This window comes from Nocardia sp. NRRL WC-3656 (genome assembly GCF_000720265.1).
Lineage (GTDB): Bacteria > Actinomycetota > Actinomycetes > Mycobacteriales > Mycobacteriaceae > Nocardia > Nocardia nova.
This window is the reverse complement of record NZ_JOJF01000001.1, coordinates 1-25542: the sequence shown is the minus strand read 5'-3', so window position 1 is coordinate 25542 and position 25542 is coordinate 1. Positions and strand designations below refer to the sequence as shown.

Here is a 25542-nt window from a genome sequence, read left to right as displayed (position 1 = left end):
GCAGCCGGCCCACAGCGACTGCACAGCAACCGCGTCGATCGGTCGAGGTGGCGCCTTCCGCGCGGTTCACGGCACGACCGCCGTCATGGCCGAAGGCAAGGTCACCACCGGCGGTCGGGCGCACCCATCCGCCGCCGCATGTTCCCACACCTGGGCACAACGCGGTGCCGCAGCGACCCCTCGCGCAGGCGGAACATCGAACGTTCACTCCACGGCCGAACCTCGCGAGCTCCTTGTGATACTCGTCACCAGCGACTCGCCGCCGCCGCTCGCGCCGGGGCGACGTCGAGCCCTCTGGCCTGCGATAAGAACGATTCGCGAAGACCCGCCCACCCGCGGATGAACGTCGGCGCCAACACACCGGGCGCGACACGCTGGGGCCAGGTGTAACGCCGCAGGCCCGGCGTCGATCACACTGCCGATCGCCATTCGCGACGTATCGGAACAGGTTGTAAAACAGCGTTTTTCGGTGCCGAGTGGCTTGCTAGGATCCTTTTTGCCGGACGGGGGTATCTGGAAAGGGGGCGGTGAGCGTGCGCCGAAGGTGTACTCGACCGCGAAGCAGTGAGCGCGTTCCGGAGGGCGTGACCGGCCGGAGCGCCGGCGTCGACGACGTCTGCGCGAGGTGATCGGCGATGCCTGCCGAACTCGACACGCAGACCGCCGCCATCGTCGCGGCGACGACACGGGACTGGGTTCGTGCCGTCTATCCCGGCAGCGGGCTGACAGTCGGTCCGGAACACCTCGAGCAGGTGTTCGCGGCCATCGTCGACGAATTGTTGAATCTTGCACAGTCCGAACCGTTTCCGGTATCCGCCGCCCGCGCGATCGGGCGACGGCTGGCCGAGGCGCCCCTCGACCGCACCCGCATGCTCGCCCCAGCCACCAGAGCGCTGCTGGGCTTCGCGCCGGGTGATTCCGGCTCCCTGGTCGCGACCCGGTGGCCGTTCGTGGCCAGCCATGCCATCGACAGCTATGCCGAGGCCCTGCAGCAGCGCGCCCTGGCCCAGCAGGAGCGGAATCTGACGGCGGCGGTTTCGGTGCGAGTGCAGGAGATCGCCGCGCTGCAGGACCGGCTGCGGCACGAGGCGACGCACGACGCGCTCACCGACCTCGCCAACCGCTCCCTGCTGCAGGAGCGGGTGCGGCTGATGGCCACCGACCACACCCGCGGTGTCGGCCTGCTGCTGATCGATCTGGACGACTTCAAGCAGATCAACGACGGCTACGGCCATTCCGTCGGCGACGAGGTGCTGGTGGAGATCTCGCGGCGGCTGCGGGCGGCCTGCCCGGACGAAACGGTCGTATGCCGCTACGGCGGCGACGAATTCGTCATCGCCCTGCCCGCCCGCCGCAATACGCTCGCCGAGGTGGCGATGCGCGTGCTGACCGCCCTGCACGATCCGGTGCCGACCGATGCCGGGCCGGTGCCGGTCTCGGCGAGCGTCGGCACAGCGTTCTCCCCGCCTGGACGTCCGTGCGACTTCTCCGATCTGCTGCGCAGCGCGGACCGGGCGATGTACTCGGCCAAGACGGCCGGCAAGCGGCAGTTCGCACTCTCCGAACTCGGCGATTCCGACGGCGAGCCGGGCGGTTACGGCGCCGCCCGACTCCACTACGACGCGGCCGTCGCAGGCTGAGAGCAAGCCTCGCGCAAACCGTCGACGCGTACTCTGGTCGATGTGTGGCTCCTGCTGATTCTTCTGGTCGTCGTGCTGATCGCGTTCGTCGCGATGGCAGTCGCGGGGCGTTCGAACCAACGCAGCCGGGAGAACAACCAACTCGCCGACGCGAAGGCCGACGCCCGCCGGTTGATCGAACGCCTCGGCGGCCAGGTCTACAACCTCACGGGCACCGATCAGGCCTCCAAGCAGGCGCTCGCGGATGCGGGTGAACGGCTCAACGCCGCCGGCTCGCAGATCGATCAGGCCACCACCGTCACCCAGGCGCGGCTGGCCAAGGAAACCGCGATCGAGGGCCTGTACTACGTGCGCGCGGCGCGGACCGCGATGAATCTCGACCCCGGCCCACCGGTCCCCGAACTGGACGGCCAGCGGTCCGCCGGACGGGTCACCGAGGACCGCACCGTCGACTTCGACGGCCGCCGCATCGAGGCGTCGCCCACACCCTCCCCGCAAACTCCGAACTACTACCCGGGCGGCCGGGTCGCCGGTCGTCCGGTGCCGACCGGCTGGTACTCCGAGCCGTGGTGGAAGACCGCACTGGTGGCCGGCGCCTGGGGCGTGGGCTCGGTGCTGCTGTTCGACGCGCTGTTCGGCGGTATGCACGGCGTCGGTTACGGCGCGGCCGGCTTCGAAAACGGTTACGGCGCAGGGTATGACGCCGGATTCGACGCGGGGCAGGACGCCGGTCAGGATCCCGGGCAAGGCTTCGACGGCGGTGACCAGGGCGGATACGACACCGCCGGATACGACGGCGGCGGCTACGACCAGGGCGGCGGGTACGACGCCGGCGGCTACGACGGTGGCGGCTTCGACGGGGGCGACTTCGGCGGATTCGACGGAGGTTTTTAGCTTTCCGGTAACCGGAAGTTGCGCCTCCGTTTACGTTGTGTTATCGATCTTCAGTGTTGATCGACCACGAGGCGAGGGTAGTTCCCTCGTCGTCGTTATCCGGGGGTGGGAAAAAGCCCCGACTATGGGCCGCTGCCGCATTCGCCGCCGCTGTGGCCCTGCTCACCATCGCCCAGGTGTGGGCATCCGACCACGGCGCCCTCGGGCCCTTTCGTAGTCTCCTCGCCGATTACGCGGCCGATCCGCAGTCGGCGTTCGTCTCCTGGGCGGGGCTGGGCCTGGCCTGTGTCGGTGTGCCCGCGCGCATCCGGGTCGTCAGCCTCGCCTCGGCGGCGGTGCTGGACCTGCTGGTACTCGGCGTGCAGGCGCTGTGCGGCTGGCACCTTTCGATCGGAACCGGATCCACGCTCGTCTTGACCGCGCTGGCGCTGACCGTCGCCCGGTGGCACGGCCGGCCACGGCGGATCGCCCTGCGCGCCATCGCCTTCGGCGTGTTGCTGATCATGGCCTCGAAGCTCGCCGACACCTGGCTGCTGGTGAGCATTTCCGCCGGTCCCCGCGTACTGGATCAGTACGTGCAATATGCCGATCGGGCACTGGGAGATCCGGCGTGGGTGGTGGGCAGCATGCTCGACGCCGCGGGCCCGATTCCGTCGAATGTGTTGCACGCGGTGTACATCCAATTGCCGGCGGCGGCCGTGGTGGTCGCGGTCTGGCAGCTGCGCCATGTGACGACGAGGCCGTGGCCGCGGCACAACCTGCTGCTCACATTCCTGGCACTGGGCATCGTCGGGCCGCTCGTCTACGTACTGTTTCCCGTGGTCGGCCCGGTCTTCGCCTACGGTCCGCTGGGCCACGGCCTGCAGATCGGCGACTGGCCGCATGCGGTGCCGGTGATATCCGGCACCCCGGCGCCGATGCTTTTCGATTCCGGCACCGCTCGCAACTGCATGCCGTCGATGCACACCGCTTGGGCCACAGCGCTGTTCGTTCATTCCCGCTCCGGGCCGCGGTGGCTGCGCTGGGGCGGGGCGGTGTGGCTGGTGTGCACGCTGCTGGCGACGCTCGGCTTCGGCTACCACTACGGCTGCGATCTCGTGGCGGGTGCGGTCCTGTGCCTGACCGTGGAATCCGCACTGCGGGAACCCGAACGCGGCTGGGACGGCCACCGGATCCGGATGGTGACGCTCGGCGCCGGGGTTTTCGCGGGGCTGCTGCTGTCCTATCGTTTCCTCGCGGAGACCATGGCCGCCCACCCGCTGCCGTCCGGACTCGCCGTCCTGGCCGCGCTGGCCGCCGTGATCTCCCTCTTCTACACGACGTGGTTCGCCGCGCCCGAGCGCCGAACGGCGAACATCGAAAGGTCGGTCTCAGCTTCATGATCACGGTGCGGACGGAGCGGCGCCAGCTGCTCCGCCACCAGCATTCGAACGACACGAGATATTTCCCCCGCATTCCGATCGTGATCGGAATTCTGCTCTCGGTGTCGGCCGCCCTGTTCATCTCGGCGCTGCACGGTTTCCTCGATCTGCAGGTCTATCGGGTCGACACCCTGGCCTGGTTGCACCGCGGCGCACTGTACGGTCCGCCGCTCCCGGTGGCCGGCCACACCGACCTGCCGTTCACCTATCCCCCGTCGGCGGCGGTACTGATGGCGCCGCTGGCCGTGATGCCGCTCTGGCTGGCGGAGATCGCGGTGACGGCCAGTTCGCTGGCCTGTCTGTCGGTGACCGTCTGGCTCGTGCTCTCCCGGATCCGGCCCGATCTCAGCCCCCGGTCGAAAGCAACCCTGACCACCCCCGTCGTCATCGCGATGGCGGCGCTCGAACCGGTGCACACGACGCTGTGGTTCGGGCAGATCAACATCATCCTGATGGCCGCGGTGGCGCTGGACTGCCTGACCGTGAAACCCCGCTGGCCCCGAGGCGTGCTGATCGGCATCGCGGCCGTCACGAAACTGACTCCGGCGGCCTTCGTGCTGTATCTGCTGATCCGCCGGGACTGGAAGGCGGCGGGAACGGCGGTGGCGACCGCCGCGGGGGTGGTGCTCGCCGGATTCGTGCTGTTCCCGCGGACGTCCACGCAGTACTGGCTGCACGCGATCGTCGAGACCGGGCGCATCGGCGCGCCCTACTACGCCGGTAACCAGTCCCTCAAGGGCATGATCTATCGACTCGGCCTGCCTGAATCCGCGGCCGTGGCGGTTTGGCTCGGACTCGGACTCGCCGTCGTCGCCGCCGGCGCGGTCGCGATGCACCTGCTCCTGCGCGCCGAGCGCACCGCCGACACCGGCCCGCTCGCATCCGGGAATGCCCCCGCGATCACGAAATTCTCGGTCGCGGCCCTGCTGCTGAATGCCGCAGTGCTGCTACTGGTTTCGCCGGTCTCGTGGACCCATCACTGGGTCTGGGTGGCGCCCGCACTGGTGACCGCCGCCCTGTGGTCCGCGAGCAGATCCGCGGCGGCGGTGGCCGGCGCGATCGCCGCCGTCACCGCTCCGTTCCTGATCGGACAGGTGCTGGTGCCGGGCGGCGGCGACCGGGAGCTCGACTGGAATTGGTGGCAGCACCTGCTGGGCAATACCTACGTTCTCGTCGCCGTCGCGCTGCTCGGACTCGCGCTCACGCGTCTGCTCCGGCGCCGCGCCCCGGCGATACCGGCTGCTCAGTCCGGCTGACAGGTGGGGCACCAGAACAGGTTTCGCCCCTCGAGCACGGCATGGGCGACGGTGGTTCCACAGATCCGGCAGGGCTCGCCGGCACGCCGATAGACGTAGGTGCGGGGTTTGCCGACCGCATAGGACGGCGCGCCGCGGTCGTGTTCGGGGCGCACCACCACAATGGCGCCCCGGCGCACGCCGACCTTCATCAGCGCGACCAGGTCCGCCCACAGCGCCTCCCACTCCCCGGCCGTGATCGCGCGGCCGGGGCGTTGCGGTGACATGCCGTGCCGGAAGAGCACTTCCGCGCGGTAGACATTGCCCACGCCCGCCACCACCGACTGATCCATCAGCAGCGCCGCGATCGACCGGTTCGAGCGGCGGATCCGCTGCGCCGCCCGATCGGGATCGGCATCGCGCCGCAGCGGATCCGGCCCGAGCCGGGCGGTGAGGACGTCGACTTCCGGTCCGTGCAGGACCTCGCACGCGGTCGGCCCGCGCAGATCGGTCCCGTACAGCGTGGTCGCCGACTTCCCGGCGCCGATCATCCGCATCCGCACCTGGCCGACCGGGTCGCTCAGGGGCGCGGGCGCTTCGGTGAAGGTGCCGTAGAGACCGAGGTGCACATGGACCACCAGGCCCGAATCGTAATGGTGCAGAAGGTGTTTACCCCACGCCTCGGCCTTGGTCAGCGTGGCTCCGTCGACCAGGGCGGCACCGTCGGCGAAGCGCCCCTGCGGACTGGATACCCGCACGACACCGCCCGCGAAGCGCTGCTGATGCAGCTTCGCCAGGCGATGCAGCGTATGCCCCTCAGGCATCGACCGAATTCCGTTCCACTCCCACCGGCGCGCGGCCGGACGGGCCGGACGGCGCCGCCCGGCCCGGTTCGGTACCTGCTAGCTCTGCACCGCCGGCGGCTGACCGGTCTTCTCGTATTCGGCGATGATGTCGATGCGCCGCTGATGCCGCGCCTCGTCCGACCACGGCGTCGCCAGGAACGCATCGATGATCGCGAAGGCATCCTCGGTGCTGTGCATCCGGCCGCCGATGCCCATGAGCTGCGCATTGTTGTGCTCACGAGCCAGTTTCGCGGTCTCCACGCTCCAGGCCAGCGCACAACGCGCGCCGGGAACCTTGTTCGCGGCGATCTGCTCGCCGTTACCGCTGCCACCGAACACGATGCCGAGGCTGCCCGGGTCGGCGACGACGCGACGGGCGGCGTCGATGCAGAAGGCCGGGTAGTCGTCGACGGCGTCGTACTCGTGGGCTCCGCAGTCGACCACGTCGTGACCGGCCTGCGTCAGATGATCCTTCACTTGGTTCTTCAATTCGAAGCCGGCATGGTCGGCACCCAGGTATACGCGCATGGCTGAGATTCTGTCAGGTGGGTGGTTTCGCTCCACATGGGGTCGTTTCCCGATCCTCTATAGAGTTCAGCCCATGCAGTCCGAAGATCAGTGGGCCGATCAGTCACCACAGCAGGGGCGCGGACCGGGGTGGAATCCGGTGACCGGTATGGCGGGGTGGGATCCTCGGCTGGGACCGCCGGGATGGGGTCCGCAGCAAGCGTTTTCGCCGCCGCACATCCCTCCGTACCAACCGACGCGGGGATTGTCCCCGTGGGGTATGCCGGCCCGGCACAGCTGGGAGATCCCGCTGCTGATCGTCGTGATTCTGGCCACCGTCAGCGGATATCTGATCGCGCTGCTGTTCCTGCTCGTCGGTGCGGTGAACTATTATGTCCTGCTGCTGATCCTCGCGCCGCTGCTGCTGTGGTTCGGCCGCGGCACCAATTATTCGATGCAGCGGCTCAATGCCGTGAAGATGTCGCCCACCCAGTTCCCGGAGGGATACCGGATGGTGGTCGAGGCGGCCGCGCGTTTCGGCATGGCGACCGTCCCGGATGCCTACGTGGTGCTGGGCAACGGGCAGATCAACGCCTTCGCCTCGGGACACGGATTCCGCCGCTACGTGGTCGTCTACAGCGATCTGTTCGAGATCGGCGGTCAGGCTCGCGACCCCGACGCGCTGGCCTTCATCATCGGCCACGAGGTCGGACATATCGCGGCCGGCCATGTGTCCTACTGGCGCCAGCTGGGCATGTTCCTCGTGCCGTTCCTGCCGATCATCGGCAACTCGCTGATTCGCGCGCAGGAGTACACCGCCGACAATCACGGTTTCTGCAACCGCCATCTCGGCGCCCCGGGCGCGATGAAAACCCTTGCGGGCGGCAAATACCTGAACTCGCTGGTCGATTTCGACGAGATGGCCGACCGCGCGCCACAGGACAAGGGGTTCTTCGTCTGGATGGTCAACGCCATGTCCTCGCATCCGGTGCTGACCTGGCGGATGTGGGCGCTGCGCGACCGCAGCCGGCACGGGCGGATGTTCCTGCGGCCGAGCGGTCCGCCGGCGGCCCCGCCGCCGCCGATGCCACCGGCCGGACCGCCCGTCCAGATGGGCAGCTACCCCGGATACGGCGAAGTTCCGGGGCTGCCGCCGCGGTAGCCGTGCGCCCGGCACGGGGCGCGCGTCGCCCCGTGCCGTCGATGCACTAGTCGAACTGCGGGTCCTCGGTGCGGGTCCGCTTGAGCTCGAAGAAGTGCGGGTAGGACGCCAGGGCGACCGCCCCGTCCCACACCTTCCCCGCCTCCTCGCCGCGCGGGATCCGCGACAGCACGGGGCCGAAGAAGGCGGTGTTGTTGATGTGGATGGTCGGCGTGCCGACATCCGGCCCGACCTTGTCCATGCCGGCGTGGTGGCTCTTGCGCAGCGCCTCGTCGTAGTCGGTGCTCGTGGCGGCCTCGGCCAGTTCGGCGGGCAGCCCCACCTCGGCGAGAGCGTCGGCGACGACCGCGGCCAGGGTGTCGGCCTGGTTCTCGCGCTCGTACTCCTCCCGGCGATTGTGGATGCGGGTGCCCATCGCGGTGTACAGCGGTGAGAGCACCTTCTCGCCGTGCTGCTCGGCCGCGGCGATGGCCACCCGGACCGGCCCCCACGCCGATTTCATCATCTCGACGTAGCGCTCGGGAAGGTCCTCACGGCCCTCGTTGAGCACGGCCAGGCTCATGACGTGGAAGTGCGTGTCGATATCGCGGACCTTCCCGACCTCCAGAATCCAGCGCGAGGTGATCCAGCACCACGGGCACAGCGGATCGAACCAGAAATCGACGCGGTCCCTGGAACCGGCGGTGGTCGTCTGATCGCTCACATTTCGTCCCTTCGAAGAAGCAGTGGGGAGGCCGCACGCCACCCGCCCTCAGCATTGGTCAACGCCGCGAAGTTGGCGATATTTCCCGATCGCCGCGGGATCGCACAGTAGGGTCGGATGTGACCCTGGTTGCCCGCTGCCCGGAGGTTTTCCCAATGCCCACAGATTCCAGGTTCGTCATCGTCGGTGGCGGTCTGGCCGCCGCGAAGCTGGCGGAGTCGTTGCGCGACAACGATTTCGACGGCGCCATCACGTTGATCGGCGAGGAGGCGCAGCTACCCTACGAGCGGCCGCCACTGTCGAAGGAACATCTGCTCGGCAAGAAATCGCTCGCCGATTTCACCGTGCACACCGAGCAGTGGTATCGCGATCACGAGGTCGAACTGCTGCTCGGCACCACCGTGACGGCCATCGACCGCTCGTCGAAAACGGTTGCGCTGCCGGACGGTTCGACCCGGCCCTACGACAAACTCGCCCTCGCCACCGGCTCGCGCTCGCGTCGATTGCCGATTCCCGGCGCCGATGCCGAGGGCGTGCACATGTTGCGCACGATCGGGCAATCCGATGCGCTCATCTCACTGTTCGGCTCGGCGCGGCGGATGGTCGTCATCGGCGCGGGCTGGATCGGCCTGGAGGTCACCGCGGCCGCGCGCACCGCAGGTCTCGAGGTGACCGTCCTGGAGGTCGGCGCGGTCCCGTTGCAGGGCGCGCTCGGCGAGGAGATGGGCGCGATCTTCGGCGAGTTGCACCGCGCGCACGGCGTCGACCTGCGCTGTGGCGTGAAGGCCGCCGAGATCGTGACCGCCGACGGGAAGGCCACCGGCGTCCGGCTCGCCGACGACACGGTCGTGGATGCCGATGCGGTGCTGATCGCGGTCGGCGCCCGGCCGAATATCGAACTGGCCGCCGACGCGGGTCTCGCGGTCGAGGGCGGCGTGCTGGTGGACGAGAGCCTGGCCAGCAGCGATCCCGATATCGTCGCGGTGGGCGATATCGCCGACCAGCAGCATCCGGTGCTCGGGCAGCGGGTGCGGGTCGAACACTGGGCCACCGCCCTCAATCAACCGGCCGTGGCGGCGCTGACGATGCTCGACCGGCCCGCGACCTACGATCGGCTGCCGTACTTCTTCACCGACCAGTACGACCTCGGCATGGAGTACACCGGTTTCGTCGCGCCGGGCGCGACCACGTCCGTCGTGGTGCGCGGCGACACCGCGAGCCGCGAATTCATCGCCTTCTGGCTGGATCAGGGCAATCGCGTGCTGGCGGGAATGAACGTCAACGTCTGGGACGTCACCGATCGGATCAAGGAACTGATCCTCGGCGGCGAACCGGTGAATCCGGAGGCGCTGGCCGACACGAGCACCACATTGTGACCACAGTCACAGCCGAGGTAGGTCGAGGAGTCGCGGCCGGCTCCGACCCGATCGTGAGCGCGCCGCGGTGGCGCGCCGGCGAGCCGAGGAGACCATCGTGAAGTACATGCTGCTCAAGACCTACCGCCCCGCCGCGCACTGCGATACTCCGATCGGCGAATGGCCGCCGGAGGACATCGCGGCCCATATCGAATTCCAGCGTGCGCTCGGTGCGGCACTGCGCGAATCGGGCGAGCTGGTCGACGCCCAGGGCCTGGCGTTTCCGGATCAGGCCCGCATCGTCAGCGCCGACGGGCGGTCCGCGCCGGTGGTCACCGACGGCCCGTTCCCGGAGACCAAGGAATTCCTGGCGGGTTACTGGATCGTCGATGTGGACAGCGCCGATCGGGCGTTGGAGATCGCCGCGCAGGCATCGGCCGCACCGGGCCCGGGCGGCACGCCCATCGGTGAATACATCGAGGTGCGCGCGGTGATGGACGCCCCGGCGACCGAGGCCTGAGCCGCCGAGCCATGCCCGGATCACAGGCACCGGCCGTCCCTGTCGGGCAGCCGTCGGAACGCGATACGCAGCGCGGCGAGTCCGCACAGGAGGTCGCGCTGCTTCTGCGTGAGGTCGCACCGGTCGTGCTGGGCATTCTGGTGCGCCGATACGGCGATTTCGATGCGGCCGAGGACGCGGTGCAGGAAGCGATGCTCGCCGCGGTCACCCAGTGGCCGGACAAGGGCTACCCGGACAATCCGCGGGCATGGCTGCTCCAGGTCGCGCAGCGGCGATTGATCGACTCGGTGCGCGCGGAGATCGCACGCCGCACTCGCGAGACGACGGTCGCCCTGCGGGACGTGCCACCCGCGGAGACCGATCCGGCCGCCGATGACACATTGACGTTGCTGCTGCTGTGCTGCCACCCCGCGTTGTCGCCCGCCAGTGCGATCGCGGTGACGCTGCGCGCGGTGGGCGGTCTCACCACCGAGGAGATAGGCCGGGCCTTCCTGCTGCCGGAAACCACAATGGCCCAGCGTATTTCACGCGCCAAGAAGCGGCTCGCCGCACTGCCGCGCCCGTTCGCCGAGTCCGCTGGGGCCCTGGAACACTGGGGGCCGCGGCTCGGGCCGGTCCTGCATGTGCTGTACGTGATGTTCACCGAGGGGCATACCGCGACCGGCGGCTCCCGTTTGTACCGCCCCGATCTCGCCGCGGAGGCGATTCGCCTGGCCCGCAAGGTCCACCGGCTGCTCCCGGACGATCCGGAGGTCACGGGGCTGCTCGCGCTGATGTTGCTCACCGACGCCCGCCGCGCGGCACGCCTGGGCCCCAGCGGTGAATTGATTCCGCTGGCCGAACAAGACCGCACCCGCTGGGACCGCGAACGTGCCCGGGAGGGGATGCGGCTGGCGACGGCGGCGGTCGAGGCGGGATTGGGCGGTCCCTATCGTGTCCAGGCCGCGATCGCCGCACTGCATACCCGGGCGCCGAGCGCCGAGGAGACCGACTGGGAGCGAATTCTGCTGCTGTACAACGTCTTCGAGCGGCTGTCGGACAATCCGATGGTGAGCCTGAACCGCGCCGTGGCGGTGGCCATGGTGCACGGGCCCGCTGCCGGACTGGAATCGGCGAACGCGCTGGCGGATCGCCTGCGAGGCAGCCATCGACTCGAGGCGGTACGAGGACACCTGCACGAGATGGCGGGTGACCGCGCGGCGGCGATCGAGTCCTATACGGCAGCGGCTCACCTGACCACGAGTACGCCCGAGCGCGACTACCTCATGCTGCGCGCGGCCGAGCTGCGCGCAGCATAGCCGGCGGGCGCCCGCCGATCATCGAAAACCGATGCGACGCAACCGGTTACGGATGCGAAGCTGACCGATCTCACGACCAGGTGTTGCCGGTGATGCGCTGATAGGCATCCATGTACTTCTCGCGGGTCACGGCCACGACATCGGCGGGAATCTCCGGGCCGGGCGGCTCCTTGTCCCAGCCGGTGGAGGTCGCCCAGTCGCGGACGAACTGCTTGTCGAACGAGCGCTGCGCCCGGCCTGGCTCCCATTCGTCGGCCGGCCAGAATCGCGACGAATCGGAGGTCAGGACCTCGTCACCGAGAGTGAGAACATCACCGTCCCAGCCGAATTCGACCTTGGTGTCGGCGATGATCACCCCGCGCCCCGCGGCGTGCTCGGCGCCGCGGGTGTAGATCTGCAAGGTCAGGTCGCGGAGTTTCTCGGCGACCTCGCGACCCTCCTGATTCACCACATCGTCGAAGGTGATCGGCTCGTCGTGTCCCGCGGACGCCTTGGTGGTGGGGGTGAAGATCGGCTCGGGAAGTTTGTCGCCCTCACGCAGCCCGCCGGGCAGCGCCACCCCGGAGACCGCGCCGGTGCGGCGGTACTCCTGCAGGCCGGAGCCGACCAGGTAGCCGCGGGCGATGCACTCCACCTGCACCATCTTCAGCGGTCGAACGCGCACCGCCCGCCCGGCGAATTCATCGGGCACGTCGGTGGTCGAGAGCACGTGGTTGGGCACATCGGAGAAGTAGTCGAACCACCAGTTCGACAACTGGGTGAGCAGCGCGCCCTTGTCCGGAATCGGCGTCGGCAGCACCACGTCGTAGACCGAGACCCGATCGGAGGCGACCAGAATCAGCGATTCCCCGTCCTCGTAGAGATCGCGCACCTTACCGGCGTGGATGTGCTTCACCGGCCCTCCTCGCTTCGCTGTCCGCCGCACACGAACGCCCAGCCTACCGAGCGCCCCGGCGGGCCCGGACGCTCGGTGGCGTGGCGCGCGGCGTTTCGTCACGCACGGGGTGCGGATGCACGGTCGGCCCAGCCGTGCGGTCGCGAACGTGGCATTCTGGGCACCGTCAGCGACTGCATCCGCAGCGTGGTTCACACGACCGGTCCGAGCGAAGGAGTCTCCTTGTCTGCACCGAACCTCACCCGCGACCAAGCCATCGCGCGGGCCGCGACGATCAGTGTGGAGAACTATCGCGTCGAACTCGACCTCACCGGGCAACCGACCGGTCCCGCGGCCACCGCCGGCGAGACGTTCTTCTCGCGCTCCACCGTCACGTTCACCGCCACCCCGGGCGCGCAGACCTTCATCGACATCGTCGCCGCGGGTGTGCGTTCGGCCGTACTCAACGGCACCGAACTCGACGTTTCCGGCTACGACGAGTCCGAGGGCCTCACCCTCACCGATCTGGCCGAGAACAACGTCCTGGTGGTCGAGGCCGACTGCGTGTACTCGCACACGGGTGAGGGCCTGCACCGCTTCGTCGATCCGACCGACGACAAGGTCTATCTGTACTCGCAGTTCGAAACCGCCGACGCCAAGCGGATGTTCGCGTGCTTCGACCAGCCCGACCTCAAGGCGACCTACGACATGACGGTCACCGCGCCCGCCGACTGGGAGGTGATCTCCAACGGCGCCGCGACCGCCACCCGCACCGTCGGCGAGGTGGTCGAGCACACCTTCGCCACGACGCCGCGGATGAGCACCTATCTGGTCGCGCTCATCGCCGGGCCGTACGCCAAGTGGATCGATGTGTACACCGACGATCAGTCCACGATCCCGCTCGGCATCTACTGCCGCGCCTCGCTCGCCGAATTCATGGACGCGGAAAGGCTTTTCACCGAAACCAAGCAGGGCTTCGCGTTCTATCACCGCAATTTCGGTGTCCCCTACGTGTTCGGGAAATACGATCAGCTGTTCGTTCCCGAGTTCAACGCCGGCGCGATGGAGAACGCCGGCGCGGTGACGTTCCTCGAGGACTACGTGTTCCGGTCCAAGGTCACCCGGGCCTCCTACGAGCGTCGCGCCGAGACCGTGCTGCACGAGATGGCGCATATGTGGTTCGGCGACCTCGTCACCATGAAGTGGTGGGACGATCTGTGGCTGAACGAATCGTTCGCCACCTTCGCCTCGGTCCTGTGCCAGGCCGAGGCCACCGAATACACCGGCGCCTGGACGACTTTCGCCAATGTGGAGAAGTCGTGGGCGTACCGGCAGGATCAGCTGCCCTCCACCCATCCCATCGCCGCCGACATTCCGGACCTGGCGGCCGTGGAGGTCAACTTCGACGGCATCACCTACGCCAAGGGCGCCTCGGTACTCAAGCAGCTGGTGGCCTACGTGGGGCTGGAGCCGTTCCTGGCCGGGCTGCGGGACTACTTCGCCGCACATGCCTTCGGCAACGCAACCTTCGACGATCTGGTCGGCGCGCTCGAAAAGTCTTCCGGGCGTGATCTTTCCGGCTGGGGCGCGCAGTGGCTCAAGACCACCGGCCTCAACACGCTGCGTCCCGACTTCGAGGTCGACGCCGACGGGAAATTCACCCGATTCGCCGTCGTGCAGGGCGGTGCCGAACCCGGCGCCGGCGAGCACCGCGTGCACCGCCTGGCCGTCGGCGTCTACGACGACCGCGACGGAAAGCTGGTGCGCACCAAGCGGGTCGAACTCGATCTCGACGCCGCCGAGCGCACCGAGGTCGCCGAGCTGGTCGGCGTCGAGCGCGGACAGCTGGTGCTGGTGAACGACGACGACCTGACCTACTGCTCGCTGCGCCTGGATCCACAATCGCTCGACACCGTGGTAGCGCGCATCGCCGATATCGCCGAATCCCTGCCGCGCACGCTGTGCTGGTCGGCGGCATGGGAGATGACGCGGCAGGCGGAGATGCGGGCACGGGATTTCGTGGCGCTGGTGCAGCGCGGGATCGGCGCGGAAACCGAAATCGGTGTGGTGCAACGGCTTCTGATGCAGGCACAGACCGCTCTGGCGAGCTACGCCGACCCCGAGTGGGCCGATCAGACCGGATGGCCGGCCTTCGCCGACCGGCTCCTGGAATTGGCCCGTGCGGCCGAACCGGGTTCGGATCATCAGCTGGCCTTCGTCAACGCCCTCACCGCCGCGCGCCTGTCACCGTGGCACAGCGAAGTGCTGGGCACGCTGCTGCTGGACTCCGATCCGGCCGCGGTCGAACTGCCCGGGCTCGCGGTGGACACCGATCTGCGCTGGCGGATCGTGCAGGCGCTGGCGGCGGCCGGTCAGCTCGATGCCGAGAGCACCGAGACCCCGGTCATCGACGCCGAACTCGAGCGTGATCCCACCGCCGCGGGCCGGCGCCAGGCGGCCGCGGCCGCCACCGCCCGGCCGCAGGCCGAGGTCAAGGAGAAGGCGTGGCGGACGGTGATGGACGACGACTCCGTCCCGAACATCACCGCCCGCGCCATCGTCGGCGGCTTCGCTCCCATCGGCCAGGGCGAACTGCTCGCGCCCTACGTGCAGCGCTACTTCGACGAGATCGCCTCGGTGTGGGAACGCCGCTCCAGCGAGGTCGCGCAGACCGTCGTGGTCGGCCTCTACCCGCACTGGGCCATCAGCGAGGAAGCCGTGGCCGTGGCCGACAAATTCCTCGCCGATGAGCATCCGCCGGCCCTGCGCCGCTTGGTGATCGAGGGTAAGGCGGGAATCGAACGCTCGCTGCGCGCCCGCGCCGCCGACATCGCCTGAGATCCGGTTGCCCGTGGTGGTGCGGTCGCCACCACGGGCCCGGAATCGGGGCGTGCCGGCTCGCCTCGAGTCCTGAGGGATGCGCAGCCTCGGCCGCGCATCGACTGCCGCTGCTGTGAGCAGATCTGCTGACAGCAGCATGACGGGCGCGTGCCGGGTCCGCTGCGGCACCGTGGGCGTATGGCTCACGACGACAACAAGATTCCGTTGTTCAGTTGGCGGTCGCGCGAGCAGCTGCTCAGCCGCCGCATCCTCGTCCTCGACGGCGGGCTCGACGACGACAACGGCACGCTGCTCACGACCCAGATGCTCACCCTCGCGGCCGAAGACCCCGACGCCGACATCTCACTGTGGATTCACTCGCCGGGCGGGTCGGTGCCGTCGATGCTCGCGATTCGCGACGTGATGCGACTGGTGCCGTGCCGGGTGTCCACGCTGGCGCTCGGATTGGCCTGCAGCGCAGGGCAATTCCTGCTCTCGGCCGGAACTCGCGGCCGCCGCTACGCACTGCCGCACGCCCGCATCCTCATGCATCAGGGGTCGGCGGGTATCGGCGGCAGCGCGGGCGAGGTGGAGGTGCAGGCCGACGATCTGCGCCACACGGTGAACACCGTGCTCGGACTGATCGCCGAGGACACCGGGCAACCGTTCGACCGCATCTACGAGGATTCACTGCACGACCGCTGGTTCACCGCGACCGAGGCCCGGGAGTACGGCTTCATCGACCACATCGTCGACTCTTTCGACCAGGTCATCCCGCAACGCCAGCGCATCGGAATCTCGGCCGGGAAAGCATAGGGGGCACCACATGACCAGCTACACCATTCCCAATGTCATCGCGCAGCATCCGCGCGGCGAGCGGATCATGGACGTCTACTCGCACCTGCTCACCGAGCGCATCGTCTACCTCGGCACGCCGATCGATTCCGGGGTGGCGAATGCGCTGATCGCGCAGATGCTGCATCTGGATGCCGAGAGCGCGGGCCAGGAGATCAACCTCTACATCAACTGCGAGGGCGGCGATCTGTCGGCGATGCTGGCGATCTACGACACCATGCAGCACATTTCGTCGCCGGTGGCGACCACCTGTGTCGGCCAGGCCATCGCGGTCGGCGCGGTGCTGCTGGCCGGCGGCGCGGCGGGCCGGCGGGCGATGCTGCCGCATGCGCGCGCCGTCCTGCATCAGCCGGCGACCCGCGGACAGGGAGCGATCCCCGATCTCATCATCCAGGCCGACGAACTCGTCCGGATGCGCGCCGAAATCGAGACGATCCTGTCCCGCCACACGGGCCAGGACGTCGCGACGCTACGACACGACACCGATCGCGACCGGGTGTTCACCGCGCAGGCAGCGGTGGAATACGGGTTGGCCGACACCATCCTCGACGCCCGGACCTGACCGGATCGCGGTGAGCGCTCGCCGGTCCCCGGTGCGGCGCGGCGCGGACTCAGGCGGCGCGGGCGAGCATGGTGGGGCCGGCCGGTGGGCGGGCGGCCAGCGGGCGCACCGGCGCGAGGCGAGTGACCCGCAGCAGGTCGGCGGCGATCTCCGCGGTCAGTTCGCCCAATGTGGTGCCGAGCGCACCGGCGAGCGCGGCGATCATCTCGCTCGAAGGTTCCTTGCGACCGCGTTCGATCTCCGACAGATACTGCGGTGAAATCCCGGCTCGGCCCGCCGTTTCGGTCAACGTCTCCCCGTGGTCGCGGCGCAGTTCGCGCAACCGTTCGCCGAGTACCTCACGCCACAGCGGTTCCCGGGCGGTGCGGGACTCCCGAGGCGGGCCGGGGCGCGACGGCACCGAACGCAGCACGTCTCGCTGCGGTCGAGGATCGGTTTCGGCCGGCGGTGCGGACTCTGCCGCAGTGTCCGCACCGGTCGAGGACGGGGACTCGAGGTCACGTCCGCCGGGGATCGAATGCAGTTGCGGATACTCGGCCATGCGGTGAGCCTACGGCCACCGGCGGGCCGGGACCGCTCGCTTACGCTCACAGCGTATTTCGGGTCGTCCGCATACAGCCGCACCCCTCCCCGGTTGTTCCGGGAAGGGGTGCGTGGCCCTGATGCGAACCGGCGCGAGCGTGCCGATCAGTGCGAACGAATCAGCTCGGGCGGCCGATCGCGGACGCCATCACGCGGACGGCGGAGACGACTCCGTCGATGAGCTGTCCCTGCCGCAGCGACGCGAGCGCCGCGGTGACGCCGAGCTGGCAGACCCGGTCGTTCACGCGGTCGGCGACATCGCGACCGGAACGAACCTCGACCGCCTTGTCGTTGGGCGAGACGGCGATGAGCACCGAACGTGCCGCCTCGGGGGTCGACGGAAACACCGCGTCGGCGCCGGCGGCGGCATCCGCGCCCAGATCGCCGATGTAGATGTTGAACCGGACCTTGGTAGTCCGGGTCGCCTCGGTGAGGGTGTTGTCCATCAGCAGCCGCTCATGATCGTTGAACGGCGCCTCCTTGAACACGTCACCGGCTTCGTGCACGCCGGATACCCGGCCGCTGGGGGTGATGGCGTACCCGTGCGGCAGGGTGGACGGGTCCACCACAGGCCAATTAGAAGTTGCCACTTGCCCGGCCTCCGATCAGATCTGCCCCGGTGGATTCGATGGCCGCATGGTGCCCATGCGACGACTCAGCGACACCGTGACCGAATGCGGTCACCTCATCGGTCGCGCTCCACAGCACCGGCTCCGCGGTCCACTTCTTCCCGAGGTCGTAGTGGACCGGCTTCTCGCCGGGCAGCGGTTTGCCGAGGAACGACAGTCCGGCGATCACCGCGTAGATCACCAGCGGGATGCCGAGAAAGATCAGCACTGTTTCGAGAATGCTCACGGATCAACGGTAGACGATCGTGGTTTGCCGCTCCGCGCCGAGCCGTCGTGTCACACCAACCAGGCCGCCGACTCCGGTGCGAGCAGGCCCTCGTGCAGCGGCACGCTCGTCAGCAGCACCGTGCCCGGAGGCAGTGCGATCGGGTCCGCGGCGGCGTTGAGCACACAGATCAGTCCGCCCGGCCGGCGGAAGACGAGACAGCCGGGCGGCCCGCCGAGCCAGTCGACGGTATCGCCGTCGAATTCGTCTCGGGTACGGCGCAGTGCGAGGGCGGTCCGATACAGCGACAGCGTCGAGGTGGGCGACTCGAGTTGCGCCGCCACGGTCCGATCGGCCCACTCCGCCGGAATGGGCAGCCAGGAGCCGGCACCCTCGGTGAATCCGAAGGGCGGACGCACGCCCTCCCACGGGATCGGCACCCGGCAGCCGTCACGCCCGCGTTCGGTGTGCCCGGAGCGTTCCCAGACCGGGTCGGCAAGCACGTCCTCGGGCAAGTCGTCGACATTCGGCAGCCCCAGTTCGGCGCCGTTGTAGACGAAAACCGCACCCGGAAGCGCGAGTTCGACCATGATCATCGCCCGGGCGCGAGCGATGCCGGACGCGCCGCCGCCGTAGCGGGTCACCTCCCGCTCGATGTCGTGATTGGACAGCGTCCAGGTCGGGACGGCACCGACCTGCGCCACCGATTTTAGCGAATTGTCCACTGCCGCACGAATTTTCACCGCGTCGAACGGCGTCTCGGCAAGCCGGAAATTGAAGGCGAGGTGCAGTTCGTCCGGACGCACGTACTCGCCGAAGCGGACGTTGTCCTCGACCCACACCTCGCCGATCGACACCGCGTCCGGATACTCGTCGACCACCTTGCGCAGCCGACGGTGGATGTCGTGGACCCCCGGATTGTTGAAGCGCGGATCGCTGTCGTCGTGCACCAGCAGTTTCGCGTCGGCGTCCGGCGTATGGGCCGCCGACGGGTCGGCGGAGAGGCCGACCGCGGCCACCACGGCCGGATCCATATCGGGCAGTCCGGACGGTTTGGCCATGCCGTGCGCCACATCGATGCGGAAGCCGTCGACGCCGCGATCGAGCCAGAACCGCATGGTCTGCTCGAAGTCAGCGACCACCTCCGGATTGTCCCAGTTCAGATCAGGTTGTTCCGATGCGAACAGATGGAGATACCACTGTCCCGGCGTCCCGTCGGGCTCGGTGATGCGCGTCCACGCCGGCCCGCCGAAGATGCTGGGCCAGTTGTTGGGCGGTTGCGCACCGCCGGGCCCGCGACCGTCGCGGAAGATGTAGCGGGCTCGCTCGGCACTGCCGGGTGCGGCCGCCACCGCGGCGGCGAACCACGGGTGGCGGTCGCTGGTGTGGTTGGGCACCAGATCCATCGTCAACCGGATACCGCGTTCGTGGGCCTCGGCGATCAGCCGGTCCATCGTCGCCAGGTCACCGAAGAGCGGGTCGATATCGCGCGGATCGCTCACGTCGTACCCGCCGTCGGCCATCGGCGACCGCATCACCGGACAGATCCACAGTGCGTCGACGCCGAGCAGTTCCAGATAGCCGAGCCGGTCGCGGATGCCGGCGAGATCGCCGATCCCGTCGCCGGAGGAATCGGCGAACGAGCGCGGATAGATCTGATAGAAGACCGCCGAACGCCACCACGGCGGCGGCGTCGATTCCTCCGCGTGCTCGGCGGCGACCGCCGCCGCGTCGAGCTCAGCCTGCTCCCCGGCCGATGACGGTGTCACAGTCGTGTCCCCGGCTCGGCTCACATCGGGGAATTCATCAGCGAATTAGCGGCCATCTCCAGGTAGTCGAGCAGCGCACGCCGGTGTTCGTCGTCGAGAACGTCCGGCTCGATTTCGGCAATCGCGATATGCATGCAGCGCAACCACGCATCACGCTGAAGTGGTCCGATACTGAACGGCATATGCCGCATGCGCAGCCGCGGATGTCCGCGTTCGTCGGAATAGGTGCGCGGGCCGCCCCAGTACTGTTCGAGGAACATGCGCAACCGGCGCTCGGCCGGGCCGAGGTCCTGCTCCGGATACATCGGCCGCAGGATTTCGTCGGCGGCCACCTCCCGATAGAACGCCGCGACGATCCGCCGGAACGTTTCCGCCCCGCCGACCGCCTCGTAGAACGATGTCGCCGTCTGTTCGCCGGAAGTCATCGACCCTCTCGATCTGCTCGCCTGCCCATATCCGCCCACCATTGTGCCCGCACCGCCCACGGACGGCCCACCCGTGCGGGAGCCGCCCGACGGTCACCGGCGGATCACGCGACGTTCAGACGACGGTCGCCGGAGGGACGGCAACACGGCAGATAATCGCCTCCGACACCGGTATCCGAGCACCGGATACCGAGCCGCACCGCGTCGACCACCGGCGATCCGCGCACCCGGCCCGAATTTCGGCACCGAAATCACTGTGCACACGGGCACGTTCCGTGGTCAACTTGGTGACAGTGTCTGCCGATCAGCACACGAACCGACCTAGCAGAATTCGGGGTCCATCAATGAAGCAGCGGCACGGCGCCCGGTCACACGAGGCGAGAACGCACCGACAACTCCAGCCCGCCGATGTCCACAATCGTGGGTCGGGGGCTACTCCGCTGCATATCCTCTCCGCATATTCCTCTCCGGGACATCCGTCCTCGTCACCGGGACGTTCGTCCCCGGGTGCGATCGCGCACCGAAACACCGAATCCGCAGCTACCGCCTGGGTGAAGAACCGGGTGCTGCTTCTGAATGCCACCTACGAGCCACTGACCGCACTGCCCGCCCGGCGGGCCATCGTGCTGCTGGTCTGTGACAAGGCCGATACCGTTCATCACAATCCCGAGGGCCCGGTCGTCCACTCCGCCGGCGCCTCGGTCGCGCTGCCGTCGGTCATCCGGCTGCGCAGCTACGTGCGCGTGCCCTACCGCGCCCGGGTCCCGATGACCCGGGCGGCACTCATGCATCGGGATCGTTATCGCTGCGCCTACTGCGGCGGAAAGGCCGAAACGATCGACCATGTCATTCCACGTAGTCGTGGGGGCGCGCATTCCTGGGAGAACTGCGTAGCCTCCTGCGCTCCCTGTAATCACCGCAAGGCCGACAAACTCCTGAGCGAGTTGGGCTGGACGCTCATGCACCCCCTGGTCTCACCGACCGGGCCGCATTGGCGGTTGCTGTCGACCACGTCGGATCTGGATCCGGTGTGGTTGCAGTACTTGGGCGAGGGCGCTGCCTGACCCTTTCGCGGCGCAACGATCACAATAGTGAGCGCCGCTCTTGATTTCTCTACGGACGTGGGGCAGACTCGTCCATGAACGCAAGAGCAGTGCTCACTGAAGTGATTGGAGCCCACAATGTCGGATCTGCATGTCGTCACCGGAGCCGGACCCGTCGGCACCACGATCGCCGAACAACTCGCCGCCACCGGGGTGACGGTCCGCATCCTGACCCGGTCGGGCAGCGGTCCGGATCATCCGCTCATCGAGCGGCGCCCGGTGGACGTCAACGATCGGCACCAGCTCGCCGCCGCGGTCGACGGTGCCACCGCGATCTACCACTGCATCCACGCCTCGCGATACTCCGCACGGACCTGGCGGGCGGAGCTGCCCGGCGCTGAACAGACGATCCTGGACGTCGCCGGACGCGCGGGCGCGGTCGTGGTGTTCCCGGAGAGCCTGTACTCCTACGGCCCGGTCGACCGGCCGATGACCGAAGATATGCCGCGCACCGCCGAGTTCGGCAAGCCGGCGATCCGCGTGCAACTCCTGCGCGCCCGCGAAGCGTCGCCGACGCCGACGGTCAGTGTGGCGGCCTCCGATTTCATCGGGCCGCATGTACGCACCTCGCATGCCGGTGACCGCATGGTGCCGAATATCTTGGCGGGCAAGACCGTTCAGATCTTCGGCAAGGCCGATCTTCCGCATTCGTTCACCTATATGCCCGATCTCGCCGCCGCCATGATCCGGGCGGCCGCGGACAGCGCCGTGTGGAACACCTTCCTGCACGCGCCGACCGCCCCGGCCGTCACGATGCGCGAACTGGTCGCCGCACTGGCCGAGGCGGCTCGGATGCCGATGCCGAAAGTTGTTGCGCTGCCAGGCTGGACGCTGCGCACGGCCGGCGTCGTGAGCTCGATGATGCGGGAGCTGGCGGAAATGAACTACCAGTTCGAGCGGCCCTTCCGGCTCGATTCCACGCACAGTGAACGACTGCTCGGCCTGGCGCCGACACCGCTGCCGGAGGTCGCGGCCGGAACGATCGCGTGGTGGAAAACCGCGGTGGCGGAAGGAAAGTGAACGATGCGGCGCCGGTCACCCGGCCAGCAGCGGCCCGCTGCGACGACGGGCAACCGAGCCGTACCGGGCGTCCAGCCGCAGCCAGGTGCGGGTGGCACGCACCCGCACGGTCTCGCTGGGCGCGATGCGCCGAGAGTCTGCTTCGCCTCCGGCGTGCGGAATGAAATCCATTGCGGTGAGCGCGAAGACGACTCGCATCGGCACCTCGACCCGCTCGTCGCCGCCGGTGACGGTCAGTACCGTCTGCTCCAGCAGCGAGGCCGGCGGGCCGTGCCCGCCACTGTGTTCGGCGGCCACCTGCGCGCCGCGTTCGGCGAGTTCGACCAGGCTCCGGGCCGGAACATCGTCGATATGGGCGAAGCCCACGGCAGGCGGCAGGGCGGTGCGCCAGGCCGAATCCATCGAGTACCCCACCTCGATGCGCCCGTCGGCGCCGGGCCGCTCGAGTCCCGACAACGCTGCGTCGCCGGCGACGGTGACGTCCGCGACGTCCAGTTCGCCGACCACCGTGCGCGCGGCCAGTACCTCGAATCCGGTGGCCGTCCAGGCGGTGACGTAGCGATCGCCGCGGCGATGCAGCCGCACGACCGCAGCCGGATCCAGGCGGATCGCGTGGGTGAGAAAGGTTGCGAGATTCTCCCGCTCGGCGGGATCGGATATGCGCAGCATCGAACCGATGTCGTCCGTGAGTGTCGTCGCCGCTATTCGGCCCGCCACAGGCTCAGATAGTCCCGTTCGTCGTCGGTGAGCCGGCGCAGCCGCTGGGTGTCGATATCGAAGGCCGCGATCTGCGTGGTGGCGACCACGGCCGGCGGTGAATCCAATGCCACGCCGTTCGCGCGGACCTCGTAGCCGATGGTGAAATCCACCGCGCGCAGCTGTTCGATCCACATCGCCACATCCAGCGGGGTGTCCTCGTGCCGGAGCTGGCCGCGGTAGCGGACGTGCAGATCTGCCAGCACACAGCCGGTACGCAGCCCGGCAGTGGGCCGCTCCCCCTCGAACAGCCACGGAATCCGCGCCTCCTCGAGCAACGTCACCATGCGGGCATGGTTGATGTGCTGGAAGACGTCCATATCCGACCATCGGACATCGACCTTCGCGTGAAAACGTTTGGGCAGGACGACGGTGCCTCCCGCTCTGGGGGCTCCGTTCACCGAGCCGACACTGGTCACGCTGTTCACCTCCGATCGGATTACCGCCCCGCGCGCATCGTGCGGCGGTGCCGGCGCGGGCGGTCGAGCAAGCCGAAGCGGCGTCCGGCTCCGCGCCGGGACCGCTTCGGCTAACAAGTATGCAGTTCGCGGCGCAACCGCCGATCAGCGAGGCACCTCCGACTGGGCCCCCACCCCGCTGACCATGCTGCGGACCTGCCGCGCCGCCACCGAGAGGGTCGCCAGGTCGTGCGCTCCGGAGGCGAACAATTCCGACAGCGCCGCTCGCGCGCGGCCGAGCCGGGATTGGTTCTTCGACTCCCAGTACGCGATCTTCTCCTCCGCGGTCTCCTCGGGATCGCCGGCGGACAGCACATCCAGGGTGAGCGACCGCAGCGACCCGTACATATCGTCGCGCAGGGCGAGCCGGGCCAGCGCGTGCCAGCGATCACCGCGCTCGAGATGGCTGACGGCCTGCAGCAGCCAGTCGATCTTGAGGTGCTCGTTGAGCGCGTAGTAGAGGGCACCGACCTCCTCGCCACTGCGGTCGGTGATATCTGCGATATCGACGACATCGAGCAGCGGGAACAGGTTGAGCAGACCGAAGACCTCGGTGGCGAGGTCCTCCGGTACGCCACGCGAGACGATCTTGGCCGAAGCTTCGGACAGCGTGTCGAGATGATGGCCGCGCAACCACCCCGGAACCTTCGGCGCGAGTTCGCGCACCGGACCGCTGTAGCGGTGGATTTCCGCACCGACCGCGACCGGCTGCGGGCGGTTGCTCAGCAGCCAGCGCGACGCACGGTCGAGGGTCCGCTTGGTTTCCAGCTCCAATTCGTCCTTCACCGCCGTCGGCACGTCGGCCGCGCGAATGCGCTCCCACAGCGAATGGAGGTCGAAGATCTGGCTGGTGGCCGCGAAGGCGCGCACCACATCGCTTGCGCTGGCGCCGATTTCCTCGTTGAGCCGGTGCGCGTAGGTGATGCCGCCGAGGTCGACCATCTCGTTCACCACCATGGTCGTGACGATCTCGCGGCGCAGCCGGTGGCGTTTGATGGCACCGCCGAATCGCTGCCGCAGCGCTGCCGGGAAGTACTTCGGCAACCGGGCGGCGAAATACGCGCTGTCGGGCAGATCGCTGTCGAGCAGATCGGCCTTCAGCGACAACTTCACATGCGCCAGGAGATTCGCCAGTTCTGGCGAGGTGAGACCGGTCCCCGCCTCGGCACGGCGAGCGAGTTCCTTCGTGGAGGGCAGAGCCTCCAATTCCCGGTCCAGACCCCGCCGCTGTTCCAGGTCCTCGATCACCCGCATGTGCACGTTGAGCATGCGCGGCGCCTCGGTGCGCGACATCCCCATCAGGAAGTTCTGGGAGACGTTGTCCCGCAACACCATTTCCGATACGTCGTCGGTCATCGAGGCCAGCAGCGGGTTGCGGTCGCCGACCGGCAGTTCGCCGGCGGAGACGACCCCGTCCAGCAGCACCTTGATATTGACCTCGTGGTCCGAGCAGTCGACTCCGGCGGAATTGTCGAGGGCGTCGGTATTGCATTTGCCACCGAGTTTGCAGAATTCGATGCGCCCCAGAGCGGTCACGCCGAGATTGCCGCCCTCCCCGATGACGCGCACGCGCAGATCACTCGCATTCACGCGCACCGCGTCATTGGACTTGTCGCCGACATCGCCGTTCGATTCCGTACTCGCCTTGATGTAGGTACCGATTCCGCCGTTCCACAGCAATTGCACCGGTGCCAGCAGAATGGCCCGGATCATGTCCGGCGGAGACAGGTATACGACATCCTCGTCGAGACCGAGGGCGCGCCGGATCTGCGGGCTCACCGGTACGGCCTTCACGGTGCGATCCCAGACGCCGCCGCCCTCGCTGATCAGCGAGGTGTCGTAATCCGCCCACGACGACCGCGCCAACCCGAACAACCGCTTCCGCTCCGCGAACGACACCCCCG

Annotated in this window: 25 protein-coding genes; 13 read left to right on the top strand and 12 right to left on the bottom strand. The window is 68.4% G+C overall.

The genetic code is table 11. The features are described 5' to 3' along the window. Positions 1–635: 635 nt before the first annotated feature. The 4 genes from IG65_RS0100130 to IG65_RS0100115 are packed head-to-tail and all read left to right on the top strand — an operon-like array spanning position 636 to position 5211. On the top strand, positions 636–1640 hold the full coding sequence (locus IG65_RS0100130; RefSeq protein ID WP_030512710.1) for a GGDEF domain-containing protein: 1005 nt from the start codon (positions 636–638) through the stop codon (positions 1638–1640). 42 nt (positions 1641–1682) lie between these two features. Further along, positions 1683–2534: a GA module-containing protein gene (locus tag IG65_RS0100125; protein WP_030512709.1), complete on the top strand. Its 852-nt coding sequence runs from the start codon at positions 1683–1685 to the stop codon at positions 2532–2534. A 53-nt stretch (positions 2535–2587) separates the two neighbouring features. Continuing rightward, positions 2588–3916 (top strand): phosphatase PAP2 family protein, encoded by a 1329-nt coding sequence (locus IG65_RS0100120; protein WP_255359436.1) that lies wholly within the window; start codon positions 2588–2590, stop codon positions 3914–3916. Next, positions 3913–5211: a glycosyltransferase family 87 protein gene (locus IG65_RS0100115; protein ID WP_081879173.1), complete on the top strand. Its 1299-nt coding sequence runs from the start codon at positions 3913–3915 to the stop codon at positions 5209–5211. The genes IG65_RS0100120 and IG65_RS0100115 overlap by 4 nt, the downstream gene beginning before the upstream one ends. Here the strand turns inward: IG65_RS0100115 and IG65_RS0100110 are convergent. After that, entirely contained in the window at positions 5199–6014 is an 816-nt protein-coding gene (locus IG65_RS0100110) for an Fpg/Nei family DNA glycosylase (protein WP_030512706.1), read from the bottom strand. The two genes, IG65_RS0100115 and IG65_RS0100110, sit on opposite strands and share 13 nt — an antisense overlap. Before the next feature lie 78 nt (positions 6015–6092). Next, positions 6093–6563: a ribose-5-phosphate isomerase gene (locus IG65_RS0100105; RefSeq protein WP_030512705.1), complete on the bottom strand. Its 471-nt coding sequence runs from the start codon at positions 6561–6563 to the stop codon at positions 6093–6095. Positions 6564–6636: 73 nt separating this feature from the next. On the opposite strand from IG65_RS0100105, the gene IG65_RS0100100 reads away from it, so the two are divergent. Next, positions 6637–7704: a M48 family metallopeptidase gene (locus IG65_RS0100100; RefSeq protein ID WP_051755048.1), complete on the top strand. Its 1068-nt coding sequence runs from the start codon at positions 6637–6639 to the stop codon at positions 7702–7704. A 46-nt stretch (positions 7705–7750) separates the two neighbouring features. On the opposite strand, the gene IG65_RS0100095 is transcribed toward IG65_RS0100100, so the two are convergent. Further along, positions 7751–8407, bottom strand: coding sequence for a DsbA family protein (locus IG65_RS0100095; RefSeq protein WP_030512703.1), 657 nt, complete (start codon positions 8405–8407; stop codon positions 7751–7753). Between the two features lie 155 nt (positions 8408–8562). On the opposite strand from IG65_RS0100095, the gene IG65_RS0100090 reads away from it, so the two are divergent. The 3 genes from IG65_RS0100090 (at position 8563) to IG65_RS0100080 (ending at position 11580) form a co-directional block, all read left to right on the top strand. Then, positions 8563–9783 carry an NAD(P)/FAD-dependent oxidoreductase gene (locus tag IG65_RS0100090; RefSeq protein WP_030512702.1) on the top strand — a complete coding sequence of 407 codons (1221 nt, stop codon included), beginning with the start codon at positions 8563–8565 and terminating at the stop codon, positions 9781–9783. A 97-nt stretch (positions 9784–9880) separates the two neighbouring features. Further along, the gene (locus IG65_RS0100085; protein ID WP_030512701.1) at positions 9881–10282 is read left to right on the top strand and encodes a YciI family protein; all 402 of its coding nucleotides are present in this window, start codon (positions 9881–9883) and stop codon (positions 10280–10282) included. An 11-nt stretch (positions 10283–10293) separates the two neighbouring features. Further along, positions 10294–11580: an RNA polymerase sigma factor gene (locus IG65_RS0100080; protein WP_081879171.1), complete on the top strand. Its 1287-nt coding sequence runs from the start codon at positions 10294–10296 to the stop codon at positions 11578–11580. Between the two features lie 70 nt (positions 11581–11650). Here IG65_RS0100080 and IG65_RS0100075 read toward each other — a convergent pair whose 3' ends face one another. Next, on the bottom strand, positions 11651–12475 hold the full coding sequence (locus tag IG65_RS0100075) for a phosphoribosylaminoimidazolesuccinocarboxamide synthase (RefSeq protein ID WP_030512699.1): 825 nt from the start codon (positions 12473–12475) through the stop codon (positions 11651–11653). A 222-nt stretch (positions 12476–12697) separates the two neighbouring features. Here IG65_RS0100075 and pepN point away from each other — a divergent pair, with 222 nt between their 5' ends. From pepN to IG65_RS0100060, 3 genes are all read left to right on the top strand, one after another. Next, entirely contained in the window at positions 12698–15292 is a 2595-nt protein-coding gene (pepN, locus tag IG65_RS0100070) for an aminopeptidase N (protein WP_030512698.1), read from the top strand. Positions 15293–15472: 180 nt separating this feature from the next. Next, positions 15473–16090 carry a ClpP family protease gene (locus tag IG65_RS0100065; protein ID WP_030512697.1) on the top strand — a complete coding sequence of 206 codons (618 nt, stop codon included), beginning with the start codon at positions 15473–15475 and terminating at the stop codon, positions 16088–16090. A 10-nt stretch (positions 16091–16100) separates the two neighbouring features. Continuing rightward, positions 16101–16691 (top strand): ClpP family protease, encoded by a 591-nt coding sequence (locus tag IG65_RS0100060; protein WP_030512696.1) that lies wholly within the window; start codon positions 16101–16103, stop codon positions 16689–16691. Between the two features lie 49 nt (positions 16692–16740). Here the strand turns inward: IG65_RS0100060 and IG65_RS34195 are convergent, their stop codons facing one another. The 5 genes from IG65_RS34195 to IG65_RS0100035 form a co-directional block, all read right to left on the bottom strand. Next, positions 16741–17232: a helix-turn-helix transcriptional regulator gene (locus IG65_RS34195; protein ID WP_081879170.1), complete on the bottom strand. Its 492-nt coding sequence runs from the start codon at positions 17230–17232 to the stop codon at positions 16741–16743. 160 nt (positions 17233–17392) lie between these two features. Then, complete coding sequence (locus IG65_RS0100050; RefSeq protein WP_030512694.1) at positions 17393–17839, bottom strand: DUF5130 family protein; 447 nt, start codon at positions 17837–17839, stop codon at positions 17393–17395. A 10-nt stretch (positions 17840–17849) separates the two neighbouring features. Beyond that, entirely contained in the window at positions 17850–18128 is a 279-nt protein-coding gene (locus tag IG65_RS0100045) for a hypothetical protein (RefSeq protein WP_030512693.1), read from the bottom strand. 50 nt (positions 18129–18178) lie between these two features. Continuing rightward, complete coding sequence (locus tag IG65_RS0100040; RefSeq protein ID WP_081879169.1) at positions 18179–19876, bottom strand: glycoside hydrolase family 13 protein; 1698 nt, start codon at positions 19874–19876, stop codon at positions 18179–18181. Positions 19877–19896: 20 nt separating this feature from the next. Further along, positions 19897–20301, bottom strand: a complete 405-nt coding sequence (locus IG65_RS0100035) for a globin (protein WP_030512691.1) — start codon at positions 20299–20301, stop codon at positions 19897–19899. A gap of 344 nt (positions 20302–20645) precedes the next feature. On the opposite strand from IG65_RS0100035, the gene IG65_RS0100025 reads away from it, so the two are divergent. Together IG65_RS0100025 and IG65_RS0100020 are read left to right on the top strand one after the other, a co-directional pair. Then, positions 20646–21365: an HNH endonuclease gene (locus tag IG65_RS0100025; protein ID WP_227462928.1), complete on the top strand. Its 720-nt coding sequence runs from the start codon at positions 20646–20648 to the stop codon at positions 21363–21365. 117 nt (positions 21366–21482) lie between these two features. Continuing rightward, positions 21483–22424, top strand: coding sequence for an NAD-dependent epimerase/dehydratase family protein (locus tag IG65_RS0100020; protein WP_030512689.1), 942 nt, complete (start codon positions 21483–21485; stop codon positions 22422–22424). Between the two features lie 15 nt (positions 22425–22439). On the opposite strand, the gene IG65_RS0100015 is transcribed toward IG65_RS0100020, so the two are convergent. The 3 genes from IG65_RS0100015 to IG65_RS0100005 all read right to left on the bottom strand — a co-directional run. Beyond that, the gene (locus tag IG65_RS0100015) at positions 22440–23093 is read right to left on the bottom strand and encodes a hypothetical protein (RefSeq protein WP_030512688.1); all 654 of its coding nucleotides are present in this window, start codon (positions 23091–23093) and stop codon (positions 22440–22442) included. Positions 23094–23125: 32 nt separating this feature from the next. Beyond that, positions 23126–23500 carry a thioesterase family protein gene (locus IG65_RS0100010; protein ID WP_051755158.1) on the bottom strand — a complete coding sequence of 125 codons (375 nt, stop codon included), beginning with the start codon at positions 23498–23500 and terminating at the stop codon, positions 23126–23128. A gap of 243 nt (positions 23501–23743) precedes the next feature. Further along, the coding region (locus IG65_RS0100005) for an NAD-glutamate dehydrogenase domain-containing protein (protein ID WP_036522771.1) at positions 23744–25542 on the bottom strand (1799 nt) is incomplete at its 5' end.